The sequence below is a fragment of the Streptomyces pseudovenezuelae genome (assembly GCF_029892565.1).
In the GTDB taxonomy this organism is placed as follows: Bacteria; Actinomycetota; Actinomycetes; order Streptomycetales; family Streptomycetaceae; genus Streptomyces; species Streptomyces pseudovenezuelae_A.
The window spans coordinates 141845-168218 of sequence record NZ_JARXVH010000007.1; the positions used below are offsets into that span (position 1 = coordinate 141845).

23 protein-coding genes, 1 pseudogene and 1 riboswitch are annotated in these 26374 nt (G+C 71.6%); of the genes and pseudogenes, 7 read left to right on the forward strand and 17 right to left on the reverse strand.

Features of this window, described 5'->3' with window-relative positions:
* Window positions 1-8: 8 nt before the first annotated feature.
* Window positions 9-99: riboswitch (ZMP/ZTP riboswitch) on the reverse strand.
* Between the two features lie 74 nt (window positions 100-173).
* Together M2283_RS23545 and M2283_RS23550 are read right to left on the reverse strand one after the other, a co-directional pair.
* Window positions 174-1358, reverse strand: coding sequence for a glutathionylspermidine synthase family protein (locus M2283_RS23545; protein ID WP_280878332.1), 1185 nt, complete (start codon window positions 1356-1358; stop codon window positions 174-176).
* 7 nt (window positions 1359-1365) lie between these two features.
* Window positions 1366-1716 (reverse strand): hypothetical protein, encoded by a 351-nt coding sequence (locus M2283_RS23550; protein ID WP_280878333.1) that lies wholly within the window; start codon window positions 1714-1716, stop codon window positions 1366-1368.
* A 224-nt stretch (window positions 1717-1940) separates the two neighbouring features.
* Here M2283_RS23550 and M2283_RS23555 point away from each other — a divergent pair, with 224 nt between their 5' ends.
* Window positions 1941-2801: a hypothetical protein gene (locus tag M2283_RS23555; protein ID WP_280878722.1), complete on the forward strand. Its 861-nt coding sequence runs from the start codon at window positions 1941-1943 to the stop codon at window positions 2799-2801.
* 162 nt (window positions 2802-2963) lie between these two features.
* On the opposite strand, the gene M2283_RS23560 is transcribed toward M2283_RS23555, so the two are convergent.
* Window positions 2964-4496, reverse strand: a complete 1533-nt coding sequence (locus tag M2283_RS23560) for a PLP-dependent aminotransferase family protein (RefSeq protein WP_280878334.1) — start codon at window positions 4494-4496, stop codon at window positions 2964-2966.
* Window positions 4497-4542: 46 nt separating this feature from the next.
* Here M2283_RS23560 and M2283_RS23565 point away from each other — a divergent pair, with 46 nt between their 5' ends.
* Both M2283_RS23565 and M2283_RS23570 read left to right on the forward strand, forming a co-directional pair.
* A complete protein-coding gene (locus tag M2283_RS23565; RefSeq protein ID WP_280878335.1) occupies window positions 4543-5052 on the forward strand; it encodes a carboxymuconolactone decarboxylase family protein in 510 nt (169 codons plus the stop codon).
* Window positions 5053-5054: 2 nt separating this feature from the next.
* Window positions 5055-5780, forward strand: a complete 726-nt coding sequence (locus M2283_RS23570; RefSeq protein ID WP_280878723.1) for an isocitrate lyase/PEP mutase family protein — start codon at window positions 5055-5057, stop codon at window positions 5778-5780.
* A 33-nt stretch (window positions 5781-5813) separates the two neighbouring features.
* On the opposite strand, the gene M2283_RS23575 is transcribed toward M2283_RS23570, so the two are convergent.
* The 5 genes from M2283_RS23575 to M2283_RS23595 form a co-directional block, all read right to left on the reverse strand.
* A complete protein-coding gene (locus M2283_RS23575) occupies window positions 5814-6761 on the reverse strand; it encodes an ABC transporter substrate-binding protein (RefSeq protein WP_280878336.1) in 948 nt (315 codons plus the stop codon).
* Window position 6762: 1 nt separating this feature from the next.
* A complete protein-coding gene (locus M2283_RS23580) occupies window positions 6763-8706 on the reverse strand; it encodes an ABC transporter permease (RefSeq protein ID WP_280878337.1) in 1944 nt (647 codons plus the stop codon).
* Window positions 8706-9812 carry a quaternary amine ABC transporter ATP-binding protein gene (locus M2283_RS23585; RefSeq protein WP_280878338.1) on the reverse strand — a complete coding sequence of 369 codons (1107 nt, stop codon included), beginning with the start codon at window positions 9810-9812 and terminating at the stop codon, window positions 8706-8708. The genes M2283_RS23580 and M2283_RS23585 overlap by 1 nt, the downstream gene beginning before the upstream one ends.
* The gene (locus M2283_RS23590; RefSeq protein WP_280878339.1) at window positions 9812-11341 is read right to left on the reverse strand and encodes a GMC family oxidoreductase; all 1530 of its coding nucleotides are present in this window, start codon (window positions 11339-11341) and stop codon (window positions 9812-9814) included. Before M2283_RS23590 ends, M2283_RS23585 begins: the two co-directional genes overlap by 1 nt.
* A 76-nt stretch (window positions 11342-11417) precedes the next feature.
* A complete protein-coding gene (locus tag M2283_RS23595; protein WP_280878340.1) occupies window positions 11418-12947 on the reverse strand; it encodes an aldehyde dehydrogenase family protein in 1530 nt (509 codons plus the stop codon).
* A 216-nt stretch (window positions 12948-13163) separates the two neighbouring features.
* Here M2283_RS23595 and M2283_RS23600 point away from each other — a divergent pair, with 216 nt between their 5' ends.
* Window positions 13164-13955, forward strand: coding sequence for a hypothetical protein (locus M2283_RS23600; RefSeq protein WP_280878341.1), 792 nt, complete (start codon window positions 13164-13166; stop codon window positions 13953-13955).
* A gap of 65 nt (window positions 13956-14020) precedes the next feature.
* Here M2283_RS23600 and M2283_RS23605 read toward each other — a convergent pair whose 3' ends face one another.
* From M2283_RS23605 to M2283_RS23615, 3 genes and pseudogenes are all read right to left on the reverse strand, one after another.
* Entirely contained in the window at window positions 14021-14734 is a 714-nt protein-coding gene (locus M2283_RS23605) for a hypothetical protein (RefSeq protein WP_280878342.1), read from the reverse strand.
* 469 nt (window positions 14735-15203) lie between these two features.
* Window positions 15204-15563 (reverse strand): hypothetical protein, encoded by a 360-nt coding sequence (locus tag M2283_RS23610; RefSeq protein ID WP_280878343.1) that lies wholly within the window; start codon window positions 15561-15563, stop codon window positions 15204-15206.
* Window positions 15553-17167: pseudogene (locus M2283_RS23615) on the reverse strand (hypothetical protein). The gene M2283_RS23610 and the pseudogene M2283_RS23615 overlap by 11 nt, the downstream one beginning before the upstream one ends.
* Window positions 17168-17306: 139 nt before the next feature.
* On the opposite strand from M2283_RS23615, the gene M2283_RS23620 reads away from it, so the two are divergent.
* The 3 genes from M2283_RS23620 (at window position 17307) to M2283_RS23630 (ending at window position 19598) form a co-directional block, all read left to right on the forward strand.
* Window positions 17307-18236: a bifunctional helix-turn-helix transcriptional regulator/GNAT family N-acetyltransferase gene (locus M2283_RS23620; protein WP_280878344.1), complete on the forward strand. Its 930-nt coding sequence runs from the start codon at window positions 17307-17309 to the stop codon at window positions 18234-18236.
* Window positions 18237-18326: 90 nt separating this feature from the next.
* Window positions 18327-18866, forward strand: a complete 540-nt coding sequence (locus M2283_RS23625) for an MFS transporter (protein ID WP_432423123.1) — start codon at window positions 18327-18329, stop codon at window positions 18864-18866.
* A gap of 42 nt (window positions 18867-18908) precedes the next feature.
* Window positions 18909-19598 carry a siderophore-interacting protein gene (locus M2283_RS23630; protein ID WP_280878345.1) on the forward strand — a complete coding sequence of 230 codons (690 nt, stop codon included), beginning with the start codon at window positions 18909-18911 and terminating at the stop codon, window positions 19596-19598.
* Between the two features lie 12 nt (window positions 19599-19610).
* On the opposite strand, the gene M2283_RS23635 is transcribed toward M2283_RS23630, so the two are convergent.
* From M2283_RS23635 to M2283_RS23660, 6 genes are all read right to left on the reverse strand, one after another.
* Complete coding sequence (locus M2283_RS23635) at window positions 19611-20618, reverse strand: hypothetical protein (protein ID WP_280878346.1); 1008 nt, start codon at window positions 20616-20618, stop codon at window positions 19611-19613.
* Between the two features lie 158 nt (window positions 20619-20776).
* The gene (locus M2283_RS23640) at window positions 20777-21766 is read right to left on the reverse strand and encodes a malate dehydrogenase (protein WP_280878347.1); all 990 of its coding nucleotides are present in this window, start codon (window positions 21764-21766) and stop codon (window positions 20777-20779) included.
* A gap of 396 nt (window positions 21767-22162) precedes the next feature.
* Complete coding sequence (locus M2283_RS23645) at window positions 22163-23437, reverse strand: helix-turn-helix domain-containing protein (protein ID WP_280878348.1); 1275 nt, start codon at window positions 23435-23437, stop codon at window positions 22163-22165.
* A 382-nt stretch (window positions 23438-23819) separates the two neighbouring features.
* On the reverse strand, window positions 23820-24311 hold the full coding sequence (locus M2283_RS23650; protein WP_280878349.1) for a helix-turn-helix domain-containing protein: 492 nt from the start codon (window positions 24309-24311) through the stop codon (window positions 23820-23822).
* A gap of 233 nt (window positions 24312-24544) precedes the next feature.
* Window positions 24545-25048 (reverse strand): DUF3017 domain-containing protein, encoded by a 504-nt coding sequence (locus M2283_RS23655; protein WP_280878350.1) that lies wholly within the window; start codon window positions 25046-25048, stop codon window positions 24545-24547.
* Between the two features lie 265 nt (window positions 25049-25313).
* Complete coding sequence (locus M2283_RS23660; RefSeq protein WP_280878351.1) at window positions 25314-26171, reverse strand: bifunctional methylenetetrahydrofolate dehydrogenase/methenyltetrahydrofolate cyclohydrolase; 858 nt, start codon at window positions 26169-26171, stop codon at window positions 25314-25316.
* Window positions 26172-26374: the final 203 nt, after the last annotated feature.

The window sequence follows — 26374 nt, forward strand, 5'->3', positions numbered from 1 at the left end:
GGCATTCACGGTACGGCCCAGGCGCACGGCACACAGTTTCCGCTCGGGCCGCTCCCCGATGGTTGGTCCCATCCCAGCGCGCCAGTCACGGCCCGCCGGTCAGCCTACCGGGGAGGCCGGGGCACGGAGGTGCCGCGTCCACCATGCGAGCCAGGTCGGGCGGGGCGGCGGACTCACTGGATGACGTGCGGCAGGAAGCGGGCGTACTCGTCCGTGACCAGGCCCGACGACTCTCGGATGCCGAGGCCGGCCGACTCGTTCTCGACGACCCAGGCGCCGAGGACGACGTGGTTGCCGTCGAAGTCGGGCAGCGGGGCCAACTGCTGGTAGCAGCAGGGTTCTTGGGGCGCGGGCGGGAGGGTGCCGGGGGCGTGGATCGTCACGCCCGCGCCCTCGCGGCCGAGCAGGGGCTTGGCGACGTAGCCCGTGGTGTGGGCGAGGTCGCGGGGGCCGTCGAGGTAGGACGGGAGGAGGTTGGGGTGGTCGGGGTACAGCTCCCACAGGACGGCCAGCAGGGCCTTGTTGCTGAGGAGCATCTTCCAGGCGGGCTCGATCCACAGGGTGGTGCCGGTGCCGCCGCCGTTGTCGAGGGTGTCGAGGACGTGGTCGGCGAAGCGGTCGCCGGTGAGCCACTCCCAGGGATAGAGCTTGAAGCAACTGCGGATGAAGCGGAGGCGGTTGTCGACGAAGCGGCCGGAGAGGGGGTCCCAGCCGATCTCCTCCATGGAGATCCAGTCGGTGTCGAGGCCTGCCTGTTCGGCGGTCTCCTTGAGATAGGCGACGGTCATGAGGTCCTCGCCGAGTTCGTCGGCGGCGGAGTGCGCGAAGTGGAGGGGGGCGCCGGGCGGGAGGAGGGCGGCCTGGTTCTTCCAGGCGGCGACGAGGCGTTCGTGGAGGGAGTTCCACTGGTCGGCGCCGGGGAAGCGGTCCTCCATCCAGAACCACTGGGGCGAGGCGGCCTCGACGAGGGAGGTGGGGGTGTCGGCGTTGTACTCCAGGAGCTTCGCCGGGCCGGTGCCGTCGTAGCGGAGGTCGAAACGGCCGTAGACGGAGGGGAGTTCGGCGCGCCGGTGCCAGGCCTCGGCGACGGTCTGCGCGAGGCGGGGGTCGGTGATGCCGAGGTCGGCGAAGCGGTGGTGGGTCACCATGTGCTCGGCCGCCGCCAGGCACATGCGGTGCAGTTCCTCGACGGTCTCCTCCAGGGCCTCGACCTCGGGGAGCGTGAAGGAGTAGTAGGCGCTCTCGTCCCAGTAGGGGCGCAGGGAGTCGTCGGGGTGCCGGGTGAGCGGAAGGACGAGGCCCTGTTCCTCGACCGTGCGCTGCCAGTCGGGGCGGGGGGTGATGCGGTGCCGTTGCATGGGTGGATCAGCCGCCGGAGCTTCCCTTGCCACTGCCGAAGCCGCCGCGATCGACGCTGCTGCCGTGGCTGCCGCCGCCCGAGGAGCCGGAGCCCTTGCGCGGCTTGGTGAAGGAGCCGCCCTCGACCCAGGAGCCCTTCTTCTTGCCGCCGTAGTACCAGGCGCCGTTCGCCGAGGACTTGGTGGACTTGCAGCTCTTGTCGGCGACGACCTTGTAGCCCTTGGCCAGGTTGTAACTGTCACGGTCGACGCAGCGCTTGTCGGGCTCGGAGGAGCAGGCGGTGAGGGCCGCGGCGAGCAGTCCCATGCCGCCGAGTACGACTGTGCCCGAGCGTAGTTGTCGGCGTGCGTCCGCCATGTTCGTCTCCCCGTTGATCAGGCTGCCGTGCGATTGATCAGGTAGCGGTCGGAATGCTGACGGGCGGTCTGATGGCCGACGCCTGCCGTCTGATGGCCGACGCCTGCCGTCTGTTGCCGGACCGCTGCGTGATCTTCGGCGGACAGCCTAGAGATCGGTGAGAGCGCGCTCCGAGGCACCCCGCCCGTCTTGGCCTCCCCTACAGTCACTTTGTGATCTTTGGGATGGTGTGCGCGCTCGGTGCGGCGGTCTGCTTCGGTACGGCGACGGTGTTGCAGGCCGTCGCCACGCGGGAGGCCGACGCGGGGACGGCCGGTACGCGCACGGCAGGTGCCGGTGGGGAGGCGGCGCTGCTGCTCAGGGCGGTGCGGCAGTGGCGGTATCTGGTCGGGCTCGGGCTGGACGGGGTGGGGTTCGTGCTGCAGATCGCCGCGCTGCGGTCGATCCCCATCTACGCGGTCGGGGCGGCCCTTGCCTCCAGCCTGGCGGTGACGGCGGTGGTCGCGGCCCGGTTGCTGCGGGTGCGGCTGAGCGGGATGGAGTGGGGCGCGGTCGGGGTGGTCTGCGGCGGACTGGCGATGCTGGGGCTGGCCTCGGGCGCGGAGGGGGACCGTGCCGGGTCGGCCGCGTTGAAGTACGCGATGCTCGCGGTCGCCGTCGCGGTACTGCTGCTCGCGCTGGTCGGCGGGCGCTGGTCCGGGCGGGGCCGGGCGCCGGCGCTCGGGCTGGGGGCCGGGTTGGGGTTCGGGGTGGTGGAGGTGGCGGTACGCCTGATCGACTCGCTGTCGCCGTCGACCCTTTTCACCAATCCGGCGACCTACGCCCTCCTCCTCGGTGGCGCCGCCGCCTTCCTCCTGCTGACCGCGGCCCTCCAACACGGTTCGGTGACCGCGGCCACCGCCGGCATGGTCATCGGCGAGACGATCGGCCCGGCGGCGGTGGGCGTGGTCTGGCTCGGGGACCGTACGCGGGAGGGCTTGGTGTGGCTCGCGGTGCTGGGGTTCTGCGTGGCGGTCGCGGGGGCGCTGGCACTGGCACGGTTCGGGGAGGCGCCGGGGCGGGAGCCCGAGCAGGGTCTGGGGTAGAAGCCGGGGCGGGAGCCCGAGCAGGGTCTGGGGTAGGCGCCGGAGCCGAACCCGGGCCAGGACTCGGGGCAGGGCCCGCCTTCCCCCGGGATTTCCCTGAGCCTCGTCATCCGGGTACATCCGGGTACGCACGCTCGAAAGGGGCACCTCCGGTCCCCCGCCCTACGGCAACGCCCGGCACAGCGCTTCCAGCGCCCCCGACCACGCATGTTCCGGCGGAGTCCCGTACCCCACCACCAACGCATCGCGCCGCTCCACCCTCGCGTCGGGATGCTGGTATCGGTGCAGGCCGTGGACCGCGAGGCCCTGCCAGGCTGCCGCGCGCAGGGTCTCCTGTTCGGTGCCCGGGGGGAGGCGGAGGACCAGGTGCATGCCGGCCGCGATGCCGGTGGCGCGGACCTGGGGGGCGCGGTGGGCGAGTTCGGCGACCAGGGCGTCGCGTCGGCGTCGGTAGCGGAGGCGGGAGGCGCGGACGTGGCGGTCGTAGGCGCCGGAGGTGATGAACTCGGCGAGGGTCAGCTGGTCCAGGGCCCCGCAGGAGTCGATGCCGCCCTTCGCCCGTACCGCCTCCCGCACGAGGTCCGGGGGCAGTATCAGCCAGGCCAGTCGCAGGCCGGGGGCGAGGGCCTTGCTGGCGGTGCCCGCGTACACGACGTGGTCCGGGTCCAGGCCCTGGAGGGCGCCTACGGGCTGGCGGTCGTAGCGGAACTCGCCGTCGTAGTCGTCCTCGATGACCATGCCGCCGGTGCGGCGGGCCCAGTCGACGACGGCCGCGCGCCGGTCGCGGTGCAGGGTGCCGCCCATCGGGAACTGGTGGGCCGGGGTGAGCAGGACCGCGCCCTCGTCGGTCAACTCCCGTGGGTCCGTGCCGCGTTCGTCGAAGGGAAGAGGGACGGTTCGCAGGCCGTCGGCCGCGAGCAGCCGCCAGTGGATGTAGAGGCCGTACGACTCCACCGCGACCGTGCTCGCGCCGCGCGCCCGCAGCACCGCGCCGAGGATGCGCAGGCCCTGCGAGATGCCGGCGCACACCAGGATGCGGTCGGGGTCGGCGCGTACGCCCCGGGCGCGGGCCAGGTAGCCGGCGAGGGCGGTGCGCAGTTCGATGCGGCCGCGCGGGTCGCCGTAGCCGAGCGACTGGGACGGGACCTCGGCCAGGGCGCGCCGGGCGGCCTTGAGCCATTCCGCGCGCGGGAAGGAGCCCAGGTCGGGGGTGCCGGGGACCAGGTCGTAGGCGGGGCGGTGTTCTTCGCGGGGGCGAGGGCGGTGTTCTTCGCGGGGGCGTCGGGGGTCGGGGCGGGGTGCGGAGTCCGTCGGCCGGGCGTCGGGCCTCCCCCGCTGCTCCGCGGGCGTGGCATGCGCCCTCCAACTTGAGCCCGCGGCAGGACCTCCTTCCGCGCCCCCTTCCACGCCGGCCTCCACACCGCCGTCGCCCACCCCCGCCGCGACCCGCGTGCCCGAGCCCTGTCGGGCCGTGAGCCACCCCTCCGCCACCAGGTCGGCGTACGCGTCGGCCACCGTGTTGCGGGCGATGGCCAGGTCGGTGGCGAGGGTGCGGGAGGAGGGGAGGCGGGTGCCGGGGGTGAGGCGGCCGGTGCGGACGGCCTCGCGGAGGGCGTCGGTCAGGCCGCGGCGGACGCCCGGTCCGGTGGGTTCCAGGTGGAGGTCTACGCCGAAAGTGGCCCACGTTTTCTCCATGGAAATGGACCATACTCCTGGGCTGCCCGGAACCTAGGGTCGAGACATGACCACAGAGCAGACCGCCGAATACGCCAACGAATACGCCCCCGAGCACACTCCCCGCCTGAACTGGGCCGAGCACGCGCCCGACGTCTACAAGGCGATGCTCCGCCTGGACGCCGCCGCCCGTAAGGGCCTCGACCCGAAGCTCCGCGAGCTGGTCAAGGTCCGTGCCTCGCAGCTCAACCACTGCGCGTTCTGCCTGGACATGCACACCAAGGACGCGCTCGCGGCGGGCGAGAGCGTGGAGCGGATCATCCAGCTCGGGGCGTGGGAGGAGTCGCGGCACTTCTACACGGAGAAGGAGCTCGCGGCGATCGAGCTGACCGAGGCGGTCACGGTCCTGACCGACGGTTTCGTGCCGGACGAGGTGTACGAGAAGGCCGCCAAGCACTTCGAGGAGGCCGAGCTGGCGCAGCTGGTCGCCGCGATCACGGTGATCAACGCCTGGAACCGCTTCGGCGTGACCTGCCGCATGGTCCCGGGCCACTACACCGCGGGCCAGCACCAGTGACCCTGAGCAAGGTCGCCGCCTTCCGCTCCCTGCACCGGGGCCGTGTGCCGGGCGACCCCCTCGTGCTGCCCGGTCCCTGGGACGCGGGCAGTGCGCGGGTCCTGGTGGAGGCCGGTTTCCCCGCGCTCGCCACCCCGAGCGCGGGGGTCGCCGCGTCGCTCGGGTACGCGGACGGGGAGGTACCGGGCGACGAGATGTTCGCCGCGGTGGCGCGGGTCACGCGGGCCGTGGACGTGCCGGTCTCCGCGGATGTGGAGGGCGGGTACGGGCTGGCGCCGAAGGAGCTGGTGGAGCGGCTGCTGGAGGCGGGAGCCGTCGGCTGCAATCTTGAGGACTCCCACGGGGGTGGAGTTCTCAAGGACCCGCGCGAGCACGCCGACTGGCTCGCCGAGGTGCGGTACGCGGCCGGTGACCGGCTCTTCGTCAACGCCCGGGTGGACACGTTCCTGTACGGGGACGGCGATCCCGAACGGGCCATCGAGCGGGCCGCGTTGTACGTCGCCGCCGGCGCCGACTGCGTCTATCCGATCGGCGCCCCGAAGAACGTACTGCCGCTGCTGCGGTCCGGGATCCAGGGGCCGATGAACGTGCTGGGGCGGCTGGACGGCGAGGGCCCCTCGCCCACCGAACTCGGTGAACTCGGGGCCACTCGTGTGACGTTCGGGCCGGGGCTGCAGCGCGCGGCGGCGCAGGCGCTGCGCGGGACGGCCGACCGACTCAAGAAGTAGGACACGGCCGACCGCCCCAAGGGACAAGGGCGTTCAGGACAGCCACGCCTTCCATGTGGACGCGTGGCTGTCCACCCACTTCTTCGCCGCCTGCTCGGGTGTGAGCTTCTGGTCGGCGATCAGCAGGGAGACCTCGTTCTGGTCCTCGGTCGTCCACTTGAACTTCTTCAGGAAGACCGCGGCCTTGCCGCCCTTCTTCGAGAAGTCCGCGTTGAGGTACTTCTGCAGCGGGGTGTGCGGATAGGCGCAGGCGACCTTCGCCGCGTCCGCGTCGCAACCCTCCTTGTACGCGGGCAGCTTCACCTCGGTCATCGGGACCTTCTTGAACAGCCACTGCGGCGCGTACCAGTACGTCAGGAAGGGCTTCTTCTCCTTGGCGAACTGCCGCATCTGCGTGATCTGCGCGGCCTCCGAACCGGCGAACACCACCTGGTAGTCGAGCTTCAGGTTGCTCACCAGGGCCTTGTCGTTGGTGACGTACGACGGGGAGCCGTCCATGAGTTGGCCCTTGCCGCCGCTCTCGGGGGTGCGGAACAGCGACGAATACTTGTTCAGGTTCTTCCAGTTGGTGATGTCGGGGTGCTGCTTGACCAGGTACGTCGGCACGTACCAGCCGATGTGGCCGGTCACCCCGAGTCCGCCGCCCCGGGTGATCGTGTGCTTGTCGTCGACGTAGCGCTTCTCCTGGTCGGGGTGGCCCCAGTCCTCCAGGATCGCGTCGACCCGGCCCTGGCTGAGCGCGTCCCAGGCGGGCACCTCGTCGACCTGGACGGTGTCGACGCGGTAGCCGAGCCGGTGCTCCAACAGGTACTGCGCGACGGCCACGTTGGCCTGCGCGCCCACCCAGGACTGCACGGACAGGGTCACGGTCTTGGCGCCCTGCGCGTTGGCGAAGGGCGAGGCCTGCTTGGTCATGTCGGCGGCGCCGCAGCCGGTCAGCAGGACCAGCGACGCGACGGCGGCGGTCGTACGGACGCGCATGTCACGCTCCCTTCTTCGTGCGGCGCTGTGTCGGCTGGGTCACCCGGTCGAGCATCAGGCCGAGGCAGACGATCGCGCCGCCCGCGACCAGGCCGGTCGCCAGGTCGCCCTGGGCCAGGCCGAAGACGACGTCGTAGCCGAGCGCGCCACCGCCGACCAGGCCGCCGATGATGACGACGGCGAGGACGAGGACCACCCCCTGGTTGACGGCGAGCAGCAACGCCGGTCGGGCGAGCGGGAGTTGGACCTGGCGCAGTTGCTGGCCGGGGGTCGCGCCGAGTGAGCGGGCCGACTCCAGGGCGGCCGGGTCGACCTGACGCAGGCCCTGGGTGGTGATGCGGACGACGGCGGGCAGCGCGTAGACCACGGCCGCGGCGACGGCGGGTGCGCGACCGACGCCGAACAGCGCGACGACCGGGATCAGGTACACGAACTGCGGCATCGTCTGGAAGACGTCCAGGACGGGGCGGAGCAGCCGTTCGAAGCGGTCGCTGCGGGCCGCCGCGATGCCCGTCGCGAAGCCCAGGACGAGGGTGACGGCGACCGCCGCGAGGACCTGCGAGAGCGTGTCGAGGGACGGCTTCCACACGCCGAGGACACCGATCGCGGCCATGGCGAGAACCGCGGTCAGGGCGGTGCGCCAGGTGCCGATCAGCCACGCGAGGGTGGCGACCAGGAGCAGCACCGACCACCAGGGCAGCCACTGCAGGCCGCCGCGGACGGGGTCCAGGACCCAGGTGGTGAAGTGCCCGGCCCAGTCGGCGGTGCCGCCCACGACGGGGACTCCCGAGTAGAGGTGGGCGGTCATCCAGTCGACGGAACGGTTGACCGGGGTGGCGATGTTCAGCGTCCAGGCGTCGGGCCAGTCCAGGCGGCCCGCGAGACGTGCGGCGAGTGCCACGACCACGACGGCGACGGCCGCGTAGAGCCAGGAGCGGCGGCTGCCGGTCTCCTCGCCCGCGCTCTCGCCCGCCGCGCCGGTCACCCGGTCCAGGACGACCGCGAGGAGCACGATCGGGATGCCGGCCGCGAGGGCCGCGCCCACGTCGACGGAGGCGAGCGCCTGGTAGACGCGGTCGCCGAGGCCGCCGGCGCCGATCACCGAGGCGATGACCGCCATGGACAGCGCCATCATGATCGTCTGGTTGAGGCCGAGCAGCAGTTCCCTGCGGGCCAGCGGGATACGGGCGGTCAGCAGCCGTTGGCGGGCGGTCGCGCCGAGCGAGTCGACCGCCTCCAGCACCTCCTTGTCGGCGCCGCGCAGGCCGAGGGTGGTGAGGCGGGCCATCGGCGGGGCGGCGTAGACGACGGTGGCCAGGACGGCCGCGGGCACGCCGATGCCGAAGACCAGGACGACGGGGAGCAGGTAGGCGAAGGCGGGCAGCACCTGCATGGTGTCCAGGACCGGGCGCAGGGCGCGGTCGAGCCGGTCGGAGAGACCGCCGGCCAGGCCCAGCAGCAGGCCCACGGCGACCGATGCGAGGACGGCGACCACCATCAGCGCGAGGGTCTGCATGGTCGGCACCCACATGCCGAGCAGCCCGCAGGCGAGGAAAGCGGCGCCCGTGCCGAGTGCGAGCCGGACGCCGGCCACCCGCCAGGCGACCAGCGCGCCGAAGACCGTGACGCCGGCCCAGCCCGCGGCGAGGAGCACGAGATAGACGGCGCGTACGCAGATGACGACCGCGTTGCTGACGTAGCCGAAGAAGTAGAGGAACAGGGGGTGGCTGTCGCGGTTGTCGATGATCCAGTCGCTGACGTCGGTCAGCGGCTTGGTGAGGTCGACGGTGAGGGCATCAGGCCAACTGCCGCTGGCCCAGCGGGCGTTGGCGAGCGGTACCAGGATCGCCGCGGCGACCGCGAGGAGCAGGAGCTTCTGGACCGCGCGGCGCCTGAGCAGATCGGTGGGCAGGGTACGGGGGACGGATGCGGTGAACGTCGCCATCAGACCGCCTCCTCGAACCGCTCCGTCCCCGCGACGACCGCGAGGAGGCGCTCGTGGTCGACGACGCCCAGGCAGTGGCCGTCGGCCACCACGCAGGCCGCCCGACCGCTGCTCGCGACGACCTTGATCGCGTCGGCGACCACGGCGTCGGGGGCGAGCGCGCCCGGGTGGTCCGGGCCGCCGCAGTCGCCTGGACGCATGGCCGTACGGACGGTCATGACCTGTTCGCGCGGGACGTCCCGGACGAAGTCGCGGACGTAGTCGTCGGCGGGGCTGCCGACGATCTCCTCGGGCGTGCCCAACTGGACGACCCGGCCGTCGCGCATCAGGGCGATACGGTCGCCGAGCCGCAGGGCCTCGCTGAGGTCATGGGTGATGAAGACCATCGTGCGGCCCTCCTCGCGGTGCAGGCGGACCACCTCCTCCTGCATGTCCCGCCGGATCAGCGGGTCGAGCGCGCTGAACGGCTCGTCGAACAGCAGGACTTGGGGATCGACCGCCAAAGCCCGGGCCAGGCCCACGCGTTGCCGCTGACCACCGGAGAGCTGGGCCGGCTTGCGCTGCTCCATGCCCTCCAACCCGACCTTGGCGACGACCTCCTGGGCCCGCGCCCGGCGCTCGGCCTTGCCCATGCCCTGGATCTCCAGGCCGTAGGCCACGTTGTCGAGGACCGTGCGGTGCGGGAGCAGGCCGAAGTGCTGGAAGACCATCGCGGCGCGGTGCCGGCGCAGTTCGCGCAGCCGGGCCTTGTCCATCGCGCGGACGTCCTCGCCGTCGATGGCGATCGTGCCGGCGGTCGGCTCGATCAGCCGGGTCAGACAGCGCACGAGGGTCGACTTGCCGGAGCCCGACAGGCCCATCACCACGAAGACCTCGCCCTTGCGCACGTCGAAGGAGACGTCGTGGACGGCGGCCGTGCAGCCGGTACGGGCGCGGAGCTCGACGGGGTCGAGGGCGCGCAGGTCGGGGTCGGTGGGGACGGTGTCGGCCTTGGGGCCGAATACCTTCCAGAGACCGTCGACCGAGAAGACGGGGTTCTGGGAAGCGGTGGAAGTACTGGTGGCAGTAGCGATACCGGTACTGGCGCTGGTGTCGTCGATGCTCATCACGCACCACCTCCGATCAGGTCGACAGCCCGCTCACCGACCATCAACACCCCGATCATCGGGTTCACGGCAGGCATGGTCGGGAAGACGGACGCGTCGGCGATGCGGATGCCGTCCAGGCCGCGGATCCTCAACTCCGGGTCCACCACGGCCTGTTCGTCGTCGGGGTCGCCCATGCGGCAGGTGCCCGCCGGGTGGTACACGGTGTGGGCGACCTTGCGGGCGTACTCGCTCAGCTCGGCGTCGCCGAGGATCTCCGGGCCGGGGCACACCTCACGCTTCAGCCAGCCGGCCAGCGGTTCCGTCTTCGCGACCTCGCGGGCGATGCGGATGCCGTCGACGAGGGTGCGGCCGTCGTGGTCGTCCTGGTCGGTGAAGTAGCGGAAGTCGAGGGCGGGCTTGACCGACGGGTCGGCGCTGGTGAGGAAGAGCCGGCCGCGGCTCTTCGGCTTGGGGATGTTGGGGGTCATCGAGACGCCGAACTCCGGCCGCTGGTAGCCGAGGCGCTCCGGATTGTCCGTGAACGGGATCTGGTAGAAGTGGAACATCAGGTCGGGGCCCGGGTGTTCGGGGTCGCGGCGCACGAACAGGCCCGCGTCGGAGTCCATCGCGGAGTTCTCGGGGATGGGTCCGTTCGTCTCCCAGACGATGACCGACTCGGGGTGGTCGAGGAGGTTCTCGCCGACGCCCGGCAGGTCGTGGGCGACCGGGATGCCGAGCGCTTCGAGGTCGGCGCGGGGGCCGATGCCCGAATGCAGCAGCAGGCGGGGCGAGTCGACGGCGCCCGCGCACAGGACGACCTCGTGGCGGGCCCGTATCAGCAGCTCCTCGCCGTCCTGGGTGCGCACGTGCACGCCCTTGGCACGGGTGCCGTCGAGCTCCAGCCTGTAGGCCCAGGTCTCAAGGAAGATGCGGAGGTTGGGCCGCTCGTCCATCACCGGATGCAGATACGCCACCGACGCGCTCGACCGCTTGTTGTCCTCGGGGTGGTAGGCGAGGTCGAAGAAGCCGACGCCCTCCGTGAACGGCTTGCCGTTGAAGCCCTCGACGCGCGGGACACCCAGGGCCGTCTGGGCCGCGTCGACGAAGTCGCGGGCGATGGCGTTCCGGTCCTTCTCGTCGACCGGCACGATGTTGTTGCGCAGCCGGGCGAAGTACGCCTCCATCGGCACCGCGCCCCAGCCCCGGGCGCCGGCCGCCTCCCACTCGTCCCAGTCGGACGGCAGCGGCTTGAAGGCGATCAGGGTGTTGTGGGAGGAGCAGCCGCCCAGCACCCGGGCGCGGCTGTGGCGGATGTGGGAGTTGCCGCGTGGCTGCTCGGTGGTGGGGTAGTCGTAGTCGAGTTCGCCACCGAGCAGGCCCATCCAGCGGCGCAGCGTGAGGACGTCCTCGCGGCCCACGTCGCTGGGGCCGCCTTCGATGACGGCGACGGTGACGTCGGGGTTCTCGGTGAGGCGGGAGGCGATGACGGAGCCCGCGGTGCCGCCGCCGATGACGACGTAGTCGTACTCGTGGGGGGTGTGGGACATGGCGGTGTTACTCCTGTTGCTCCAGGGAGGGGTCGACGAGGGAGAGGTCGAAGGACGGCCGGGTCAGCCGGGTGACTCAGCCCGCGAACCAACGCACCGGCTTCGGCGCGAGGTTCTGGTAGACGTGCTTGGTCTCGCGGTACTCGGCGAGTCCGGCGGGGCCCAACTCCCGCCCCACGCCACTCTTTCCGAAGCCGCCCCACTCCGCCTGCGGGAGGTAGGGGTGGAAGTCGTTGATCCAGACGGTGCCGTGTCGGAGCCGGGCGGCGACCCGGCGGGCCTTGGCGCCGTCGGTGGTCCAGACGCCGCCGGCCAGGCCGTACTCGGTGTCGTTGGCGAGCGTCACGGCCTCGTCCTCGGTGCGGAAGGTCTCGACGGTGAGGACCGGGCCGAAGACCTCCTCGCGCACGACCCGCATCTCGCGGTGGCACTGGTCCAGGACGGTGGGCTCGTAGAAGTAGCCGCCGGCGGCCCGTTCGGCGGACGGCTCGGGGCGTCGGCCGCCCGCGCGCAGCACGGCACCCTCGGCGAGCGCGGAGGCGACGTACGCCTCGACCTTGGCGCGCTGCTGCTCGGAGACGAGCGGGCCGCACTCGACGCCGTCCTCGGTGCCCCGGCCCAGGCGTATCTTCTGGGCCCGGCGGGCGAGTTCGGCGACGAAGCGCTCGCGCAGGGACTCCTCGACGATGAGGCGGGCGCCTGCCGAACAGACCTGGCCACTGTGGATGAAGGCCGCGTTGAGGGCCTGGTCGACGGCGGTGTCGAAGTCCTCGTCGGTGGCGCAGGCGTCGGCGAAGACGACGTTGGGGTTCTTGCCGCCGAGTTCGAGGGCGACCTTCTTCACACTGGGCGCGGCGGCCTGCGCGACCTTGGTGCCGCTGACCAGGCCGCCGGTGAAGGAGACCAGGTCGACGTCGGGGTGTTCGGCGAGGCGGGCGCCGACCGTGTGGCCGGGTCCTGTGACCAGGCCCGCGACGCCGGTGGGCAGGCCGGCCTCGGCGAGCAGGTCGATCAGGGCGATCGTGGTCAGCGGGGTGATCTCACTGGGCTTGACCACGAAGGTGTTGCCGGCCGCGAGCGCCGGGGCGATCTTCCAACTGGCCTGCAGCAGCGGGTAGTTCCAGGGGGTGATCAGCGCACAGACACCGACGGGCTCGTGTACGACGACGCTGTGGATGTCGGGCGAGCCCGCGTCGACGATCCGGCCCGGGGACTCGGCGGCGACGAGGTCGCCGAAGTAGCGGAAGGCGTCGGCGACACAGTCGATGTCGACGCGGCCCTCCTCGGCGGTCTTGCCGGCGTCCCGGCTCTCCAGCAGACCGAGCTGTTCGCGGTCGCGCACCAGCAGGTCGGCGACGCGGCGCAGCAGGGCGGCGCGCTCGGTGACGGGGGTGCGCGGCCAGTCGCCGTGGTCGAAGGCATGGCGGGCGGCGGCGACCGCCAGGTCCGTGTCCTTCTCGTCACCCTCCGCGACCACGGCGAACGGCAGTCCGTCCGCGGGGTCGAGGACCTCACGCGTGGCGCCGGAGACGGCTTCACGCCATTCCCCGCTCACGTGGATGGTCGCCTGCGCCTCTAGCCCCAGGCCGTCTGCTGTGTCCGCCATGATCGGTGTTGCCTTCCGTTCCTGTTCAGTGCCCCTGGGTCACACGGATGTCACCCAGCGGGACCGTGAGCACATGCCCCCACCCCCGAATTGCATGCGCAATCGGTGGCCGAAAGTGCGCTGTGTCACTGGGCATGCGGGCAAATGGGGCGAACCGTACGCTGAACAGTGAGCGAGACGGGGCGGACCGGTGGGGCAGAGCCTGGAGGTGACGCCATGATCAGGAAGGCGCCGATCAGTACGGGGGCGGTCCGCACGGCGGCGATCTGCACGGCGGCGAGCGCGGTCCTGCTGCTGCCACCGCTGCTGTCACCCGCCCTCGCGGCGGCCGACGACGACAGCCCCTCCGCCAAGGAACTGTCCGAGCAGGCCAAGGACAACCTCCTCAAGACCGACTCCGTGCACCTGAAGCTGACCGACCGCGGTGCGGACGCGAAGGGCAGCAGGACACAGCCCACCTCGATGGACCTGTCCCTGGACCGGGACGGCAACTGCGTCGGCACGATGCGGATGGGCTCCGGCGGGGGCACCCTCGAACTGGTCAAGCGGGGCAAGGAGGTGTGGATGAAGCCCGACACCGCGTTCTGGAAGGCCCAGGTGCCCGGCAGCCAGGGCGACGCCGTGGCCGAACTCTTCAAGAACCGCTACATCCACGGCTCCACGAAGGACACGATGCTGAAGGGCCTCTCCGACACCTGCGACCTCACCGCCTTCCAGAAGGAGGTCGACACCGGCTCGTCCACCGACGCACCCCTCACCAAGGGCGCCGAGACGAAGATCGACGGCACGAAGGTCATTCCGCTGAAGGGCACACGGGACGGCAAACAGGCGGTCCTGTACGTCACTTCGGCCGCGCCGCACCGGCTGGTCGAGGCCACCGAGAAGGGCGGCGGCACCGACATGACGCTGACCTTCACGGACTACGGCAAACCGGTGCCGTCGGCGACGCCCGCGCCGGACGAGACGGTGGACATCGGGAAGTTGCAGCAGGAACTGCGGAACGTGTGAGCGTCCGTCACCCCGCCGTCCCCGCTCCCGTCCCGTCTCTGTGTCTGTCCCGTCTCTGTTTCCGATCAGTCCAGGCCGGAATCCGTACCGCAGCTGGTGTACGGCGGGCAGAACCACTCCAACGCGTTGGTGAGGACGGCGAATTCGTCGTCACTGCCGTTGGAGTCGGGACCGTAGGAGGCGAGGGCGTAGATGTTGCCGTCCGCCGCGACGAAACGCTCGTCGTAGACGTGCCAGGTACCGACGTCGGGGTCGCCCTTGATGGTGTCCGCCAGGTATTCGAGGCGGGAGCCGGTGAACTCCCCGTCGTCGAGCGTCTCCAGATCAATTTTCTGGAAGCCGGCCGGCTTGCCGGTCTGGTCCGACAGATACAGCTCGAAGGAGGCGGCCGGCGACTGCTCCGACACCTGATACACCTGCAGCCGGCGAGTACGGTCCGCGCTGCGGTAGTTGACCACGGCGATCCCGAACTGGGAGTCGACCGTACTGCGCGTCCACCCTTCGGGGATCGCGATCTGGAACCCCTCCGCGTCGTCGTACTTCTCGTACCCGTCCGCGGGCACGGCGGCCGACAGCGACGGGGAGGCCGTGTCCTCGGTGGGCGTCACCCCGGAGGCACTCAACTCCGAGGGCGTCGGCGACCCCACGGAACTCGCCCCGAGCGGCTTCTTGTCCGACCCACCGTCGTCCTTCCCGACGACCAACGTCAGTACGAGACTCACGGCCACGCCCACCACGGCGGCCCCGACGACCACGGACCACACGAGGCGCCGATTCATCCCACCGGCGGGCGCGGGGGCGGGCACGGGGACGTGGGTTGGCACGCCGGGCGCCCAACCGCCTGCGGTCGCCCACTCGTTGGGAGGCCACGCCCCGGGAGCACTGCCCCCGGCCGAACCCGCCGCAGGCCAAGCACCCCCGTCCCCGGCAGCCGCACCGGCCGGAGGCAGAGCGGCACCGTTTCCACTCCCCGCACCGCCGTCCACCACGGTGCCCCCGGCTCCGGGCCCATGCCACGCACTGCCACCACCACCGGCACCGGCACCGGCAGTGCCGTTCCCCGCGTCCGCCCCCGGCGCCCGGTTCTCGTCACCCGCCCCGGCCCCGGGCAAGAATTCCGGCCGGCGAGGCGGTGGCAGAGTCGGCGGGGCCGACGGAGTCACCGACCCCTTTTCCTCCCGCTCCCCCTCTTCCCACCGCTGTGTGTCCTCGTTCCAGTACCGCTCTCCCCCGCTCATGGCGCCCCTCTCACATCCCCAACAACCCGGCGACCGCCCCCGCCGAGGCAAGGACGTTGAGCAAGGACTGGGAGTCGTTGAGCAGTTCACGCAAGCGCTGCCGACGAGTGGACCCCGCCTGCCCCGTCCCGGTGATCTCGGCCTCGGTCTCCGCAAGCTCGGCAGCCAGCGCCGCCGTCTGCTCGCTCGCCCGCACGCGCTCCAGGTCGGCTCTCAACTCCCGTACCGCGGCGAGCAGTTCCTCCGTCGCCTGGTCGCGCTCTCCACCCGCCCCGTGCTGGTGATGGCTCTCGGCGTGCGCGTGGCTGCCGACGGCGAAGGTGCTCCCCGAGACGTTCCCGAAGCTGACCTTGGGCTCTTCACTGGCCATTGCTGTCGGCTCCCTTCGACGGCGCGGGGCCGCCCGAGACAGTGGCGGTGGCGGACGCGGTCGCATGGCTGCCGACGGCGAACGTGCTGCCCTCGACCCGGCCGATGTTCACGTCGCCGTTGCTGATGTTGACGATCTTCTGGACGAACTCGCCGGTCTCGTAACCGCATTCGGCGAGCGCGGACCGTACGCCGTTCGCGACCCGGTCCTGCACGCTGCGCAGATAGCGGGCGACGTCCATCTCCTGGAAGAGCGAACCGTTCGGCTCCGCGCCCAGTTCGCGTACGGACAGCGCGGGACCGTCGGGCAGCGCGCCCGCGTAACCGCCGGTCAGCAGGCGCCACAAGTAGAGCAGCCCCCGGCCGAGTTGGGCGAGCGCGCGCCCCGCCGAGGCCGGCACCAGGGTGATCGCCTCGGCCGCCTTGCCGAGCGCGTTGTTGTTGCGGAACCGGTGCGCCGTACGGTCGGCGTCCTTGAACTCCGCCCGCACCGGCGTCAGTACATGCGGAGCGATCTCCAGCATCAGCATCCGGCCCTGCGTGTGGATGCGCACGAAGACCGTGACGACCAGCTCCTCCTCCCAGCCGCCGACGCGGATGCGCAGGAAGTGCCGCCGTTTCTCGGCGCCCTCCTCGACCGCCCGCGCCCGGTGCTCCTCGAAGGCCTGCGGGGTGTACGGCGCCTGCTCCCGGCTGGTCAGCCCCTCGGCCGGCAGGAACACGCACTCGTCGATCTCCAGCCAGCGCAGCCGGTCGCGGACGCCGGGGCCCGCGTACTCGGCGGGGACCCGGAGCTGTTCGAGCAGCGGACGGATCCGCTCCAGGACCGTGCGGTTGCTCAGCGGCCGGCGCTTCTGGGTCTCGTCCGGCCGCAGTTCCACCGCGAGCACCCAGGTGTCGTACGCCGAACCGGCCCCGCAGAACGGACGGGCCTAGTGGTACATGACCAGCGGCGCGTGCTGTTCCAGCCGGATGCGCTGCTTGAGCTCTTGGAAACGGTGGCCCTCGGCCTGTTCGGCGGGGTCGGAGGCGGCGTCCGGGAACCGCTGCGGGGAGAGTTCGGCGGCCAACACCCGGCTGAACTGGGTGCGTTGGGCGTGCAGGCACAGCGCGATGAGCGCGAACACCCCGAGCGTGACCCAGGCGTGCCACGGCTCGGTGAGGCCGCTGATGCCGTCGGCGCTCGGGACGAGGACGTCACTGAGGCTCGCCGGGTCCGAGGAGCCGGACGCATACGGGTCGTCCGGGCCGCTGCCGAACGCGGCGACGACCGTGAACACCAGGAACACCGCGAAGAACACCCGCCCCCACCACCGGATCAGGAACGCCGGGAGCAGAGGAGCCCGCCGCTGAGCGACGCCCCCACCACCCACAGGCCGATGACGGCGCCGGCCCACAGCAGTTCGTAGCGGCGGGCGCGCAGGGCGTGGGCGAGGACACGGCGGCGTCGAAGCCGAGTGAAGGGGCCACCATCCGCTGTTCGTTGAGGTGGAGTTCCTCGATGACGCGGTCGCGGTAACCGGGGTCCACATAGGTACCGGCACACAGCAGCCGGGTCGCCTCACTCGCGTGCGGAGGTAAGAAAGGCAAGGAAGCGGTAGTCACGCTGTTCCCCCGATGCGTGGAAAGACCGTTGTCATACGTTCAGTTGACAAACCGTCAGCATAGAGCGACGGAAGTGACGGGCGTAAGGCGAATGGCAGGCCTGGACGGATCCGGAACCTTTGACTAAAGTCAAAGAAATATGGAGCAAGAACACTCGGAACCGGTCCCGGCGGAGCAGGTCGCGGCCCTCCGCCGGTTCAACCGCTACTTCACCCGCCGGATCGGCGCGCTCGACGACCACTACCTCGGCCAGGACCGCCCGCTCGGCGAGGCCCGGCTGCTGTTCGAGATCGAGTCCGGGGACGCCGAGTCCGGCGACGGGGTCTCGCTGCGCGAGCTGCGGAGCCGCCTCGGCCTGGACGCCGGATATCTGAGCCGGATGGCGAAGACCCTGGAGGCGCAGGGCGTGGTCCGGGTCAGCGTGGACCCGGACGACAACCGGCTGCGCAGGGTCGCGCTCACCGCGGCCGGCCGCGTCGAGATCAAGGAGCAGAACCGCCGGGCCAACGCGCTCGCGGCCGGCCTTCTCGACACCCTCAGCGAGCCCCAGCGCACCGAACTCACCCGTGCGATGGCCACCGCCCAGCGCCTCCTCCGCCTGGCCGCCATCACGGTCGCCCTGGTCGACGGCGCCGCCCAGGACGCCCGCGCCTGCCTCGACGCCTACGCCGCCGACATCGGCGCCCGCTTCCCGGAGGGCTTCGACAAGTCCGATCTCGTACGGCCGCGGGAGGTCACCGGCGACGCGGGCGCCTTCTTCGTCGCGTACGAGGAGGGGCGGCCGATGGCGTGCGGGGCGCTACGGACGCTGGAGCCCGGCGTGGGCGAGATCCGGCACGTCTGGGTCCATCCCGACGCCCGCCGCCTCGGCCTGGCCCGCCGGATCCTGGCGGAGTTGGAGCGCGCGGCCGTGGCGCACGGCTTCGACGTCGTACGACTGGACACGCACGCCGTGCTCACGGAGGCGCAGGCGATGTACCGGGCGTGCGGCTACACGGAGATCCCGGCCTACGTCGATCACGTCTACGCGGACCACTGGTTCGAGAAGCGGCTGGCCGGCGCCCGCTGACCCGCCTCCCCCACCCTCCGCGCGGCCACCCTCGGCACGGCCACCGGCTTCTTCGGCCTGTTCTCCCTCTTCTACGTCAACTCCCAGTACCTGCAAGGCATCAAGGGCTACGGCGCCGCCGTCACCGGCGTCGCGATCGTGCCGCTGACGATCGGCATGGCCCTCGTCCCGAAACTCGCCGTCCGCTGGTCGCACCGCCCACGTCCGGTCATCGGCACCGGCCTCGCCCTCATCGGCCTGGGCCTGCTCGGCGCGTCCACCGCCGACGCGGGCACCCCGTACTGGACGTACGCCTGCTGGCCGCTCGTGATCTCGGCGGGCACCGGCCTTTCCATGCCCGCGCTCACGGTCGGTGTCGTCACCTCGCTCCCGCCGCACCGGACGGGGCTCGGCTCCGGTCTCGGCACCTCTGCCCGCGAACTCGGCGCGGCCCTCGGCGTCGCGGTCACCGGCACGATCCTGGCCGCCCACCCCGACCTCGCCGACGGCATGGCCCCGGCGCTGCGCACGGTGGCCCTGATCGTCCTCGCGGCCACAGCACTCGTGATCGTCGGACACCGCGACCGGCCCACCACACGCACTATCGCGTCCGGCGAGGAACGCGTACTATCGCGTCCATCTCGCCCCTGATCATCAACTCCCCCCACGCGCCACCCAGTTGAGGAGCCACCCGTGCCCGTCGCCCTCCTGAACCCCGTCCTCGACCTGGTGACACTCCGAGGCACCGTTACCGCGGCCGAACCGATCACCGCCCGTATGCGCCGACTGCGCATCGAGAGCGACACACTCGCCGGCCTCGACGTCCACCCCGGCCAACAGGTACGCGTCCTGGTCACCGGCCTGACCCTGCGGACGTACTCCATATGGCGCTACGACCCGTCCGGCGGCGTCGAGTTGTGCGTGCTGGACCACTCCGAGGGCGGACCCGGAGCCCGCTGGGGGAAGAGCGTCGGCGTCGGCGAGCAGGTGCGCCTGCGGAAGCCCGAGGGCTCGTTCACCCTCCGGCCCGACGCCGCCCACCACGTCTTCGTCGGCGAGGAGACGGCGTCCGTCGCCTTCGGCGCGATGCTGGCCGCGCTGCCCGAGGACGCCCGCATCTCCGGCTGCGTGGAGACGGACACCCCCGCGGACCGACTCACGCTTCCCCACACGGACCGCCTCAACTGGCTGACCAGGGGCGGCACTTCCCTCCCCGACGCGGTAAAGCACCTCGCCCCCGAGCCGGGCGGGATCGCCTACGTCGCCGGTGAGGCGCGGACCGTGCAGCAGGTGCGCCAGGTCCTCGTCCGCGAGGCCGGCTGGGACCGGCGCTCGGTACTCACCAAGCCGTTCTGGGCCCCCGGCAAGCGCGGCCTGGAGTAGCCGCAGGCCGACTCACGTGCACTCGGCGCCCGCCGGACAGAAGGACCGCACCGCCATGGCGAGCGGCTCCCGCACCGACTCCTGCGCCAGGTCCGCCGGTCCACCCGCACGAATCGCGTACAGCGAACCGTCGGCCGCCCGGAACCGATGGTCGACGATCTGCCGCGCCCCCGTGTCCGGATCGTCGTAGCGGTACGTCAACTCGGCCCAGGTGTCCCCGCGGTCCCGCTCGATCACCTGATATCCGGGCTGCTTCGCGAACCCGTACCCGGGGTCGGTCTCGGCCAGTTCGAGGGACTCGGCGGGAGTCGCCTCGGAGATCCGGAAGATCTGCAACTGACGGCCGTCGCCGGGAGCGTCGTAGAACACCACCGGCGCGAGTTGCCCGGTCTTCTGCCGACGGCTCCAGCCCGCGGGGACGTCGACGGTGTAGCCGGTCGGGTCCTGGGCGCGGCGGTAACCGGTGGACGGGGACGGCGAGTTGGGCGCCACGGAGTTCAGGGGCGAGGCGGAGGAGGGCGAGGTGGAGACAGGCGGGGTGGAGGCGGGCGCCTCCGTGCTCGCGCCGGCTCCGGTACCAGCACTGACGCTGGTCGCGGGGGCCGCCGTGTCACCGGTCGAACCGTCCCGGTTGACGTACCAGAACGCGGCTCCCGCGCCCGCGCCGAGAACCACCGTCGCGGTGAATGCGACGAGCAGCCGACGGGCACCGCCGGACCGGGCGGGCGGTGGAGCCGGCGGCTGGTACGGGGACGTGGCCGGGTAGGGAGACGGGGGCGGTGGCGGCCACCCCGGCACGGGTGCCGGACCGGCCGCGTTGCCCTGCCCCTGCCCCTGCCCCTGCCCCTGCCCCTGCCCCTGCCCAACGGAGTGACCCGGTGGCGTGACGTTCGTGCGGGTCTCGGCCGACGCCCACTCCGGCGGCGGCGTGGGCCGCCCTCCCGACCAGGCCGCCTGCCCGCTCTCCTCGCTCGGCTCACGCTCACCGGAACCCGAGCTGTAGCCGTTCCATCCGCTCATCGCGAACCCCCCGATATCACCCTGGCGGGCATCTGTCCTGACCGTAGCGGCGAAAACGGACGCGGGCCCCGTTCCGGATGGAACCGGAACAGGGCCCGTGCAGGCTCGTGACAGAAGCCGTGGGGAGTACGGGGCTGCGAAGCCCTACTGAGGGTGGCTCAGATGAGACCGAGCGCGCGGACCGCCTCGCGCTCCTCCGCCAGCTCCTGCACCGACGCGTCGATGCGCGCGCGGGAGAACTCGTTGACGTCCAGGCCCTGGACGATCTCGTAGACGCCGTCCTTCGTGGTGACCGGGAAGGAGGAGATGAGGCCCTCGGGGACGCCGTAGGAGCCGTCGGACGGGATGCCCATGGAGGTCCAGTCGCCGTCCGCCGTGCCGTTGACCCAGGTGTGGACGTGGTCGATGGCGGCGTTGGCCGCGGAGGCCGCGGAGGACGCGCCGCGGGCCTCGATGATCGCGGCGCCGCGCTTGGCGACGGTCGGGATGAAGTCCTCGGCCAGCCACTTCTCGTCGTTCACGGTCTCGGCGGCGTTCTTGCCGGCGACCGTGGCGTGGAAGATGTCGGGGTACTGGGTGGCGGAGTGGTTGCCCCAGATGGTCAGGCGCTTGATGTCGGCGACCGTGGTGCCCGTCTTCTTCGCGAGCTGGGTCAGCGCGCGGTTGTGGTCCAGGCGGGTCATCGCGGTGAAGCGCTCGGCCGGTACGTCCGGGGCGGCGGCCTGCGCGATCAGCGCGTTCGTGTTGGCCGGGTTGCCGACGACGAGGACCTTGATGTCGTCCGCGGCGTTGTCGTTGATGGCCTTGCCCTGCGGCTTGAAGATGCCGCCGTTGGCGGAGAGCAGGTCGCCGCGCTCCATGCCCTTGGTGCGGGGGCGGGCGCCCACGAGGAGGGCGACGTTCGCGCCGGCGAAGGCGACGTTCGGGTCGTCCGTGATGTCGATGCCCTGAAGGAGCGGGAAGGCGGAGTCGTCGAGCTCCATCGCCGTACCCTCGGCGGCCTTGAGCGCCGGGGTGATCTCCAGGAGTCGCAGCTTGACCGGCACGTCCGCGCCGAGCAGCTGGCCGGAGGCGATGCGGAAGAGCAGGGCGTAACCGATCTGGCCGGCCGCGCCGGTGACGGTGACGTTCACGGGAGTGCGGGTCATGGCGTTCTCCGTATACAGCTGGCGGTGGAGCGTCCGGGTGGGACGTACAGATGATCGATCTCTTGGTATCAAGAGAGATCCACCGGTCAGGCTATCGCGCATCCGGGATCGCGTACGTCCGGGTCCGATGTGGCCCGTCCCACAGGTCTCATGTGGCTCGTTCCACACGTCCCATGTGGCTCGCCCCACGGAGTGACTCACTCCGTCGAGTGAACCGTCGCAACATTTCGCGGGCGGTACGCATAGTCGCCCGCAACCCGGGCACGCGAACCGTACCCCCACGGGAGTCCGGCAAAGTCGGTACCCCCACAAGGCGGCCGCCACGGTCCCCCTCTCCCGGACCGGGCGGCCGCCCCCCTTTTTCTGCCTTTTCCGCTGTGCCGCTGTCGTGCCGCGCTACTGGGCGCACCCCTTCTGCCCGGACGCGAGCGTCGCGCACGCCGTCGCCTCGCCCGCGTCCTTCACCGCGACCATCGGCGTGTACGCGATGGTGTCGCCGGCCGTCGTGATGCTGTCGTTCTCCTTCGCGGTACCCGCCGCCACCTGGACCTGGTCGCCCTGGGCGGCCTGGGTGATACGACCCCACGCGGCGCCGCAGGTCTCGCTGTACCGGACCTCGACGGTGGTCGTGCCGACGGTGGCGGTCTTGGCGGTCGTCACCGCGTTGGCGTCCGTCGTGCAGCCCATCGCCTCGGCGTCCTTGCCGGTGCAGGAGGCGCCCGCGCACTTGACCCCGGGCGGCAGGTCGGTCTGGGCGCTGACCGAGGGCGACGCCGAGGCCTTGGCGTCGTCGTCCTTGTCGTCCTTGCCGTTGTCGGTCAGGAAGAACACGGCCGCTATGACGACCAGCACGCCGACGACCCCCGCGAGGAACATCGTCAGCCGCCGCCTGCCACCGCCGTCGCCGCGCGGGCCGGCGGAACCGCCGGACCCTGCGGAACCGCCCCTCGACGGCTCCCCGAACGGATTCGGCGTCCCCGGCGTCCAGCCGGGGCCGTCGGACGCCGGTGCCGAGGCCGGCGCCGGTGTCGAGGCCGGTGACGCGGTCCCGGACGCCCGAGCAGCGGTCTGCGGCGGCCGCTGGTACGCGGCGATCCCCCAGGAGTTGCCGCCGGAGGAAGACGCCCCCGAGGAACTCCCGGACGCGTCGGCCGGAGCCGCCGCCGGATCCCGTACGTCTCGTACGTCCCGTGAGTCCCGTACATCCCGCGAGTCATGGGTGTCGGGTGCCGTCGGCTGGGGCGGCACCGTCGGCGCCACGCCCGCCGGGCCGGCGACTCCGGGTATCGCCGTCGCGCTGCCGCTCTTGCGGGCGGTCTTGCTGCCCTTGGCGTTCGCCGGAGGCGCCCCGAACTCCCCGAGCGCGGCGCGCGCCTGGGAGATCCGGATGGCCTCCATGGTCATGTCGTGGCGCATCTCCGAACGGCTCCAGGCACGCTCGGCGAGCTCCCACATCGTGGTCAGATGGATCGGGTTGGTGTCGGTGACCTCCGCCAGGGCGACGATCGCGCCCTTGGGTGCCAGCAGCCGCCCGTTGAGATATCTCTCCCAGGACGTCTTGCTGTAGCCCGTGCGGTCGGCCACCGATGCGATGCTCAGGCCGCTGCGGTCCACCAGCCGACGCAGCTGGCTCGCGAACTCCCTTACCTGCGGATCGAGTTCATCCGGCAAGGCCCTCCAACGAGGCATTGCTTCCCCCCTCTTCCCCCCGGTTCGTGCTGGTCTTCCTCGCGTTTTTCCCCCGCACGTGGCGCCCTCTTCCGAGTCCCCGTTCTGGCTACCCACAGGGATGCGCCCACTAAGGATCTCAGTTCCCGGGGTGGGGGCGCACGGGAGCATCGAGCCGCGGACATGCACCGTTGCACGCCCGGCGGCTCATGGTCCAGTGTCCCACCGGCAGCCCCCCTCGCCTGCGCCGGCCGGACTCGCCCACGCTAACGCCCGCGTCGAACAACCCCGTGTCAAATCCGCAAACTTGTCAATACATCGACACCCCAGCCACACATGGACAACCCCACCCGCCTCGGCCCTATTCAGCCCACCCAGGGGCAACTCACCCCAGTGCGACGGCGCCTACGACCGCGGCCAGCAGCAAAAAGAGGAGCAGCAGTACGGCGTACAGGAGCAGCTTCCCGCCCGGCAGGCGCCCGCGCTTTTCCTCGGGGGGCGTGTCCCACCAGGGCAGGGTGGGGTCGTCCTCGTACCCGTCGCCGCCGGGGACGCCTGTGCCGCCCGGGGTTCCGCCGGGGCTCGCGGGCAGGGTGGCCGGGCGGGGCCAGGCGCGGACGGCCAGTTCCCAGCGGACGGTGAAGCGTTCGGCGTCGGGGCCGGCGAGGCCCGCGATCCGGCACAGGGCGGTGACGGCCTGGCGGGGCGGGGGCTGGGTGGCGTTGAGGTAGCGGTGCCAGGAGGACTTGCTGTAGGCGGTGCGGGCGCCGAGTGCGACGAGGCTGAGCCCCGTGCGGTCCTTGAGGAGCCGCAACTGCTCCACGAAGTGCCGCACCTCCGGCGGCAGATCGTCGGGCAGCGGCTGCCAGGCGCTCATCACACACCTCCATGGCGTCACGTTGTCCGGTCGGTGCGATGGACGACGTCGGACGGTTGTTGGTTCCCGTGCGTCCCGTGGCGAGAGGCGGACACCGTCGCGGAACGGTCACCGCTGTGCCACAGCGCGCTGACAGGCGTTGAACAGGCGGTTCGGCGTGCACGAGGGTGGGGCGTGGCGACGGCCCGTCCTTGCTCGGGGGAGAGGACGGGCCGTCGTCGTGCGTGGTGGCCCTAACTACTGCTCACCGTGAAGTGCAGGGTGTCCTTCAGGAACGGGATCTGCAGCCAGGGCTTCGGCTGCACCATCATCGCCAGCAGGACGATCGCGAGGCCCAGCAGGACGTACGTGGCGATGTCCGTGAAGCGGGAGCGTACGGCGAGCATGCCGACGTCGGGCAGGACCCAGCGCATCACTCCGCCGGCCACCAGGGCGATGCCGATCAGCAGCGTGCCGTAGCGGAAGGCGTCCAGCGCGGTCAGCAGCAGGCCGAGCGCGACGAGCCCGAGCACGGCGAGGATCGGCCACTGCCGCGCGGGCGCCGGCGCGTCACCGGCCGCCGCCCGGCCGCCGCCCTCGGGCCGCGCGGTGTCCCGCGTGAACAACGGAAACCGCCGGGTACCGCGGCGCGACTTCCGCCCGTTCCCGACACCGCCGCCCTCCGCATCAGTGCCCTCGGCACCACTGCTTTCGGTACCACTGCCCTCGGCACCGCTCACACTGATCGCACTCCGCACGACAGCCTCCGCCTGCTGCTCGGGCTCTTGAGCCCCACCGGTCCCGACACCACGCGCCTCCGGCGCACCGGCCTTCGAACGATCGGCCCGTTCAGCGGGCTCGGCGACACCGGCCTCGCGACCGCCCGGCCGCTCCTCCGATCCCGCGCTCCCCCGCTCGGGGTACCGCGGTCCGGCCGATCCGGCGTCGTGCCGCTCGCCCGACTCCGCGTCGGCCGACCCGGCGTCCGCCGCTCCGGCGTTTCCCCGCCCGGTTCCCCGCGGCTCAGCCGGCGGCACTGCGCTCCGCCGCCTCGACCACGTTGACCAGGAGCTGGGCGCGGGTCATCGGGCCCACGCCGCCGGGGTTGGGGGAGATCCAGCCGGCCACCTCGGCGACACCGGGGTGGACGTCGCCGACGATCTTGCCCTCCGCGTTGCGGGAGACACCGACGTCGAGGACGGCCGCGCCGGGCTTGACGTCCTCGGGACGGATCAGGTGGGCGGAGCCGGCCGCGGCGATGATGATGTCGGCGCGCTTGAGGTGCGAGGACAGGTCACGCGTGCCGGTGTGGCACTGCGTCACCGTGGCGTTCTCGCTGCGCCGGGTGAGCAGCAGCGGCATCGAGCGGCCGATGGTGACACCGCGGCCGACGACCACGACCTCGGCGCCCTTGATCTCGACGCCGTAGCGGCGCAGCAGGGTCAGGACGCCGTTGGGCGTGCAGGGCAGCGGGGCCGGCTCGTTGAGCACGAGGCGGCCGAGGTTCATCGGGTGCAGGCCGTCCGCGTCCTTGTCCGGGTCCATCAGTTCCAGGATGCGGTTCTCGTCGATGCCCTTGGGCAGCGGCAGCTGGACGATGTAACCGGTGCACTCCGGGTCCTCGTTCAGCTCGCGGACGAGCGCCTCGATCTCCTCCTGCGTCGCCGTGGCGGGCAGTTCGCGCTGGATGGAGGCGATACCGACCTGCGCGCAGTCGCGGTGCTTGCCGGCGACGTACTTCTGGCTGCCGGGGTCGTCCCCGACCAAGATCGTGCCGAGGCCGGGCGTGACGCCCTTCTCCTTCAGCGCCGCCACGCGGGCGGTCAGATCGGACTTGATCGCAGCTGCGGTGGCCTTGCCATCGAGAATCTGGGCGGTCATGACCCCATCCTCGCGGATGACCGGCCCCCGGTTCCAATCCGGGTGCCCCGCCACTCCCGTACCCGATATCCGGCCATGATCGTCGATGTTGCACTTGCACAACACATAGGGAATGCCGCTGGACAAGTAAGACCGCCGTGAAGAACGATGAGCGCCGCAGTACCGCGGTTCGTGTTCGGGGGGCAAACCGCTCACTTCGTGTC